The following is an 8,387-nucleotide window of genomic DNA, read 5'->3' on the forward strand; positions in this document are numbered from 1 at the left end:
AATTATGCATTTACTTTGTCTGCACGGCGTTGCATTAAATAATCTTTTAACGGAAACAACAGCACTAAAATTGAAATTACAAATATGCTCAATGTTAGCGGACGATCCCATAAAAAGCTTAATGAGCCATCAGAAATCATCATTGAACGACGGAAGTTTCGCTCAATCATATCTCCTAATATAAAACCTAATAATAATGGTGCCATAGGAAATGACAGTAATCGCAATACTAGCGCAACCACCGCAAATCCTACCATCATAAATAAGTCGAAGGTATTGAAGGACACTAAGTAAACACCAATTAAGCTAAAGAACAATATCATCACGGTGAGTACCGACTTAGGCATTGCTAATACTTTTGCAAAGTAAGGAATAAGCGGCAAATTTAAAATAAGCAGTACAATATTACCAAAGTACATACTTACAATAACCGCCCAAAATACACTTGGGTTTTCTTGCATAAGCATTGGACCTGGTTGAATGCCGTAAGCAATCAAAGCACCTAGCATAATTGCCGTAGTACCTGAGCCCGGAATACCAAGCGTTAACAGTGGAACAAACGATCCTGTACACGCCGCATTATTTGCCGACTCTGGCGCAGCTAAACCACGTAATGAGCCTTTACCAAACTTTTCTTTCAAACCTTTTGGCGCTAAATTTCGCTCTGTTGCATAAGCCATAAAGCTTGCAATAGTTGCACCAGCACCCGGTAACACCCCCACTATAAAACCTAAAATAGACGAGCGACCAATCACTGGTGCTATCTCTTTAATCTCGGCTTTACTTAACTTGGTTGAACCTATTTGCGGTGTGTCTGAGTCATTAATGTTTTTAGCATCTTTTTTCTCTGGTTTTACAACATTTACAAGCGCCTCGGCTAATGCAAACGTTGCCATAGCAACCAGTAAAAAGCTTATTCCGTCGAGTAAATCAGGTTGCCCAAAGGTAAATCGGTCAGTCCCTGATGATGGATCAATACCAACCGTTGCTAGCATCAAGCCAAACACAGTCATCATCATTGCTTTTAAAAATTGCCCTTTATTTGAAAATGCTGCAATAGCTGTTAAGCCTAAAAACATCAACACAACATAATCAGGGGATTGAAAACTCAATGACACTTTTGCTAATAAAGGTGCAGCTACCATTAATAATATGGCGCCAATCGTTCCGCCTATAAAGGAGGAATAAGCAGCAATTGCCAATGCTTTACCTGCGTGCCCTTGTTTAGCAAGCGGGTAGCCATCAAAGGAGGAAGCTACCGTACCCGCCACGCCAGGCGCATTAATTAAAATAGATGACGTAGAGCCACCAAAAATAGCGCCGTAATAAACACCCGCCATTAAAATCATGCCCGAATCGGCGCCAATGCTGTAAGTAATTGGGATCATCAAGGCAATTGCGGTAATTGGCCCCAATCCTGGTAACATACCTATAAAAGTACCTACCAAGCAGCCAGCTATAACGTACATTAAATTATTAAAGTCGAGCACGGTCGACAAACCAAGCATAATTCCATCAAACATAACTTAACTCCACAAATCGCCCGGAACCAAGTAAATACCTAATACTTGAGTCATCAAAAACCAAAAAACCACCGCAACCGGTATCGATGCAAATAGCAAAATTCCCTTACGTCTTTCGCCCATCACAAAAAAGCCCGCAAGCAAAAACGCACTAGTAGAAATTAAAAAACCAATTGGCTCCAGTGCCGCGCTATAAATTACCATTAATATTAATAAACCAAAGGTGCGCAGTACGTGTGACTTTTCAAGAACATCATCAGTATTAGTTTTCTCTCTTGGTTTAAGCAATGTTGAACCAATAGAAAGTAAGCACACCACAATACCAAACCCGGCATATACTTTAGGAAGTGTCGCTGAGGTAACCGTTTCGTATTCTTCAAACGGTAGTAGCGGAATTTGCCATGCAACCACAGCGTATAAAGTAAATAGCGCCAAGAATAAACTTGGCCCTATTAATTCTCGATTCGTCATTTTAAAACCTCGATTACGGCAATGTGCGGATAAAGCCAAGCTCTTCCATTACAGCTCTAAGCTGCACTTCTTGTGCTTCTAGTGACTTAATAAACTCATCTTTTTCTTGAAAAAGATTTAGCCAACCGTTACGAGCTCGTACAGCTTCCCACTCAGGTGTACTTTGCAACTCACGTAGTTTTTTTGTGTACTGTGCTAACTTTTCAGCGGGTAAATTAGGCGCAGCAAAAAGACCACGCCAATTAACAAATTCCATATCGTAACCTAGTGACTTAAGTGTGGGTATTTTTGGGTAATCAGGTAAGGGCTCACCCGATGTAACCGCTAAAATACGTGCTTGACCACCGTTAGCTACTTCAAGCGCTTCACTTAAGCCAGTAGAAAGTAAATTCACTTCGCCTGAAAGCAACCCAGCCTTAGCTTTACCGCCTGCATCGTAAGGAATATAACGTAGGCGTCGACCATCTATACCCGCAGCTTTAACTGCTTGAGCCGCCACTAAGTGATCCATACTGCCGCGAGCAGAACCGCCCGCTACTTTTACCGAACTTGGATCTTCTTTTATTGATTTAATAACATCCTCCCAAGTTTTAAATGGAGAATCGTTACGCACTACAAACGCGCCATAATCTGCAATCATACTGGCTACAGGTGTTAAATCGCGATAGCTATAAGGAATTCGGCCACTTAACGCGCGCAATACGATAGGCGTTGAGTTAACCATTAAAATATCGCCCTTTTTAGTGCCCGACTCAATTAAATACGCAATAGCACGACCGCCTCCACCACCAGACATATTTTGAAAAGATGCATTATTTTCAATGCCTGACTTAACTAAACCTTCGCCTATACCACGGGCTGTTGTATCCCAACCACCACCAGGTCCGCCAGGGATTAAAAAGTGAGTGTCGGCCATTGCCATTGGGCTGCTAAGTACTAATGATGCTGCAAGTATGGTCGTTTGTAATGATTTAAATAATTTCATTGTGTGTCCCTTTAAAATAAATACTGCATACGTGCACTAAAGCCCATACCAGAGTCTTCGTCGCCAACCAGCGCAGTAGTACCGGCACCTTCTACATCGCTGTAAATTAGATTACCCATAAACTTAATATCACTACTTACGTAATAAGATGTACCTAATGTATAAGTTGTCGCTTTTGTGCCTTGTAAGCTACTTGTAGCATCTACTTCTGAAACACGTGCCACCAACTCCCATGCATCTTTAATATTTTTAGGTTGTACAAATAATGCAGAGCTCGCTTTGTATTGGCGCTGTTCTCCACCTAAAAAGTAACTTGCCGATACATGAAAACCATCAAAGCGCTCGCCATCTAAAAAATCAGCACTATTAGCGGCATCAAGTGAGCGGCTTGCATATTCAGCCTCAAGTGTTAAAGAATCCGCCTGATAAGCAAACTCAAGACCGGTTTGCGATAAACTATCAAGTGGGCTTGTTACACCACCAGCAGCATAATCAACAAGGCGAGTATTAGTCTCGCGCACTTCACCACGCGCAAAACGTGCGCCTAATTCATTGCCACCCATATCGCGATATGAATGCCACACGCCTAAATGAATTACATCGCCAGGTGATGTACTCGACCATGTAGCACGCCCAGTAATAGCAAGAGTAAGCTTATCGTTTTCATCGCTACCTGTTGCACCAAATGCATCATTTTTATAAACGCCTATCGCGTAACGAAAGCCAGAGTCTTTAAAATATTGATAGGCAGAAGCGCCCCAACGAAAAAATGGGGAGAAAGTATTGGCAAGCGAACTACGCTCAATTGTATTAATGTGCTTTGAACTGGTTAATGCATTTAGCGATATATCTTCGCGAATTTTACCTGCTTTAACTTTAAGTCCGTTATCAAACGCATAACGAACACGCGCCATCACTATTTCAGCAGTGCCTTCGGCAAACTCGAGTAACAACTTGTGATCCCAATTTCCGTGCTCACTTTCAACGTAAGTACGAATACGACGAGGGAAAAAATCGCTCCCGCCAGAGCCCTCGTTATCAGCATTGTAAGCACCATCAAAATAGTTGTAGTCGAGCTGAACTCGTCCACCAAACTCTAAATTAAAACCACTGGTTGTTTTTAATGCACTTACTTCTTTTTGTAACGCATCTAATTGCTCTTGTAGTTTTTGCGTATCGTTATCGGCTAAAACGGATGTACTTGCTAATGCAGCAGCAACTGCCAAAGCGAGTTGTGTGTTACTTGCTTTCATTATTTTCTCCACGCTTGTGTATGTATTTATTGTCAGGTAGATAAGCGACGACAAACTGCTATCTAACTCGCAGCTTATTGTTAACGTGAAATTAACTAAATATTTAGAAGGTAAGGTGCATTGATGATCGTTATGTGCTTTTTGCTCATAAAGTTCATGAACAAAAAGAGCAAAAAAAGTTACTGTTATATTTTGATTTATAAACACTTTTAAAGGTTTGAATGATTACCGTACGAATAAATAGATAGGATTTTTGCAGCTCTAACAAAGCCCACAATAAAGTAGGCTTAGCTAATTATGATTTAGCAATACAACTAAAAAATCATTTTAGGAACATTTGAGGGGGGGGTTAAGCGTTTCGCACTTACATAGCAGTTTATTTATATACTATTAATTAACTGCTCCACAATGAATTTGTTAACATCTCATTGTCAAAAAAGCCTAAATTTGGTACATTATTCCTTCAATAGTATTTATAAAAACGACTATAAGACCCTAAAATGAAATGGAACTTCCTTCGACTCAGCTCTTGGCTAATTGCACTTACCTTATTAATTTTCTCTCATAATATTTTTGCGCAGCAATATAAAATAGATAAACCAGCTAATTGGGTTAATACACATATTATTGAGCAACCCAAGCATTCCGACATAACCAAGGTACGTGACGGCACACTTTATTTGTTACTCGATAACCAATCCTATATACCGAGCAGACAAAAACAGCAACGCTATACGCGTTTGGTTATGAAAGCTTTAAATCAAAGTGGTGTTGATTATATAAGCCAGCTTAATCTTGATTTTGATCCAAGTTACGAGTCGCTAACACTAAACAGCTTAACGATTATTAGAAATAATGAGCGCATTGATAAGCTCGGTAGCGCGAGAATGACGGTTATACAAGGTGAATCTGAATTAGCTGATCGTATTTATAATGGTAGCTTATCACTCAACATTATTATTGATGATATGCGCAGTGGCGACATACTCGATTACAGCTACACAGTGACAGGTAGCAACCCTATATATGCTAATAAATTTAGTACAAGACGCACGCTTAACTGGTCGGTACCTGTAGTGCAACAAAATATGCGTGTACTTTGGGGTAAACAAACGCCTTTACATATTAATACAATAAACGGCGCAGCTGATATTCAAGAAACGCTTAACGAATATGGCAAAGATTATTCTATAACTCTTTTTGAAGAACCCTTACTCGAGCAAAATTCTCAAACCCCAACGTGGTACGACCCATATACACAAGTTTACTTTTCTGAGTTTGACGATTGGGGTCAGGTAGTTAACTGGGCATATCCACTTTATCAATCAGCCATAGAAACCCCAAACAGCATTTTGGATGTAGCTGAAGAAATAAAAGCAAAACACACAAAAACATCAGACAAAATTGCAGCAGCACTGCGCTTTAGCCAAGACGAAGTTCGATATTTAGGGCTTGAAATGGGCACTAACTCGCATCAACCAACGTCAGCTTCAGAAACGCTTTCGCTACGATACGGCGATTGTAAAGATAAAACAGTACTGCTTATTTCGTTATTAAAAGCGATGGATATAGAGGCCTTCCCTGCGCTAGTTGATACAGAGGAAACCAAACGTTTAAAAGAACTTCCACCTTCTGCAAGTGTATTTAATCACGTAATTGTTACGCTTAAACAAAACGGAAAACGCTACTGGCTCGATCCTACGGTTAGCTACCAACGAGGTACTCTCGAATATTTAGCACAGCCTGATTATGGCTATGCCCTAATTATTGATAAAGGTGAAACCACTTTAACTTCAATGGCGCAAAAACCTGTACATACAAATGTATCTGTAGAAGATAACTTTTTTATTGCTGAAAAAGTATCTGAGCCATCACGTTTTGAAACCCAGTACACTTATGCTGAATTTGAAGCGATTAACCGAAGAAGCAATATAGCCAGCAGTGGTCTAAATAGCGTTGCTAAATCTTACTTCGAGTATTACCAAGGCTTTTTAAATGGTCTATCAATCAATGAAGCAATGACTATTAGTGAACAAGAACAAACGGGTAAACTAATAACCAAAGAATCGTATTTAATTAGTGAATTTTGGGAAAAAACAGACGAAGGCTACGAAGCTAGTTTTTACGCGAATGAAATACAAAATAGCGTTTACGAACCAAAGCAGGTAAATCGCACCGACCCACTCTACTTTGGCTACCCCAATATAATTAACACCACAATAAAACTGCATTTTGCAGAAAAAGGTTGGGGATTTGATAGCGATCAAGAAGAAATTGATAACGACTACTTCAACCTAAAAACAACTACTGAATTTAATTATAACGTTTTAACACTGAGTTATGACTATTACGCAAAACAAGATCATATTAAAGCCGCTCAAATAGATGATTATTTAGCACAGCGTAAAAAGTTAATATCAGCAACCCATTACCCTATTCTAAAATACGCGGAAACGACCGAAACGCCTCAAACAACAGCTGATGTGCTAGATAGCTTTGGTTATAGTTGGCTTAAATATGTGTTGGCTGGCTATATTTTAGTACTCATATTCTTTTTCGCCGATTGGCGATTAGAGTCAGCAAAAAAAGTGAAATTTGAAGATAGTCCATTTTATGCAGTATCTGTAAGTAAGTTTATTATTTACAGTATTTTAAGTTTAGGCATATTTGTTAACTACTGGAGTTATCGTAACTTTAAAGCCATTAAAGAGCGCGATAACTCAAGTATTATGCCTATTGCTCGAGGTATATTTGCATTTTTATGGTATTACCCTTTGTATCTCGCACTTGCAGAGCACAGCCAACAACAGTTAAACAAAAATAGAGTAATGCCTAACTGGACTGCCTTAACACTCTGGCTAATGGTACTTGCCAGCGCCTTTGCTTATCGAATGGACGAATACGCAACCATAGTGATTTGTATAATGCCATTTTTATGGTTGCCTCTAGTTAGTTACATTGAACAAACCGATACAAGTAAAGAAGCCCTACATTACAACTCGTACTGGCGAATTAGACAGTATTTAATCTCGCTTGCGTTTGCACCTCTATTATTTTTAGGCGTACTTCAAGAAGTAAATATTTTACCCAATGCCGCAATTATAAAAGGCGATAGTTTATGGTCTTACCAAGTACACTTTTTAAAACGTAATCGCCTATCACCTGAAAACGAAGAAATACTTTATTTTTATAGCGATGCAGTATTTGATTACCGAGAAGACGGTAACGGAATAACCGAGAACTATATTTTTAGTTACTACAAAAACGATGACGGCAGGCTTGAATCGGATCTTAGTCACTTTAAAGACATAGAAAAAATAGAAACCACCTACGGTAAAACCAAACTTGATAACACAAGCATTAAAGTAATAAAAACTGACGGTAGTGATTTCTTGCTCATTGTAGGGCGTCTAAACAAGCAGGATAAAGTACTAGTGGAGCAGATTAATTTACGTATAACAGCAAATAAAGTGCGTTAGTGGCTGTTGATCTTCGGGGGCTAAGATTTTACAAGAGACTATTTGATTTGATATCAAAGCAGTAGCTGTCTTGGAAGGCGATAAAATCATTCCTAGCTTGAATTTATTTTAACTTTGAAAGATCAATACTTTTATAATAAAAATTCATATCAAATTATTCAACCAAGATAAGCATTTTTATGAAATGGCAGTGCTAACTAGCCGATTTATATATGCATAAAAAACAAGCGCCGCAATAATAAGAATTATTTGCATTTAGGTGTTGACAGATAGTTAGATCTAACTGATAATCAATATCAACAAGACGGATTGCATACCACTTGTTAAGGAATGAATTGATTTGTTTCTCGACCCTGAAACAACGTGTGGCGCACGTAAACAGCTATGGTTACTTGTTATGAACCGCAACGCCCCTTGATGTTGATGATGAGTAACCGCCCTACTATTTTACTTGCTACATTGCTCATATCGGTGACGGTAGATATGAAACTAAAAAAGCCCTTACGGGCTTTTTTTATGTCTGTAATTTAGTAAAACTAAATCTCTTTAATTAAATAACCTGATGTAATGGTCTCCTCCCTATACGGCATCTATGTGCCATGATTAAAGTGGTTACAATAATCAAAGGGAGAAGACCAAAATGAAGATTACAACAATTGGTTTAGACATAGCAAAA

The 8,387-nt window shown here is 38.9% G+C and carries 5 protein-coding genes; 1 reads left to right on the top strand and 4 read right to left on the bottom strand.

Annotated features, from left to right (window positions below):
• Positions 1-2: 2 nt before the first annotated feature.
• The 4 genes from I6F44_RS17930 to I6F44_RS17945 are packed head-to-tail and all read right to left on the bottom strand — an operon-like array spanning position 3 to position 4,232.
• Complete coding sequence (locus I6F44_RS17930; protein ID WP_008136529.1) at positions 3-1,523, bottom strand: tripartite tricarboxylate transporter permease; 1,521 nt, start codon at positions 1,521-1,523, stop codon at positions 3-5.
• Between the two features lie 3 nt (positions 1,524-1,526).
• Positions 1,527-1,994 (bottom strand): tripartite tricarboxylate transporter TctB family protein, encoded by a 468-nt coding sequence (locus I6F44_RS17935; RefSeq protein WP_008136528.1) that lies wholly within the window; start codon positions 1,992-1,994, stop codon positions 1,527-1,529.
• Positions 1,995-2,007: 13 nt separating this feature from the next.
• Entirely contained in the window at positions 2,008-2,979 is a 972-nt protein-coding gene (locus I6F44_RS17940; RefSeq protein ID WP_008136527.1) for a Bug family tripartite tricarboxylate transporter substrate binding protein, read from the bottom strand.
• An 11-nt stretch (positions 2,980-2,990) separates the two neighbouring features.
• Positions 2,991-4,232, bottom strand: coding sequence for an OprO/OprP family phosphate-selective porin (locus tag I6F44_RS17945; RefSeq protein ID WP_121953978.1), 1,242 nt, complete (start codon positions 4,230-4,232; stop codon positions 2,991-2,993).
• Between the two features lie 500 nt (positions 4,233-4,732).
• Here I6F44_RS17945 and I6F44_RS17950 point away from each other — a divergent pair, with 500 nt between their 5' ends.
• On the top strand, positions 4,733-7,711 hold the full coding sequence (locus I6F44_RS17950) for a DUF3857 domain-containing transglutaminase family protein (RefSeq protein ID WP_197174289.1): 2,979 nt from the start codon (positions 4,733-4,735) through the stop codon (positions 7,709-7,711).
• Positions 7,712-8,387: the final 676 nt, after the last annotated feature.

It is taken from the genome of Pseudoalteromonas sp. NZS11_1 (genome assembly GCF_015864275.1).
Lineage (GTDB): Bacteria > Pseudomonadota > Gammaproteobacteria > Enterobacterales > Alteromonadaceae > Pseudoalteromonas > Pseudoalteromonas arctica.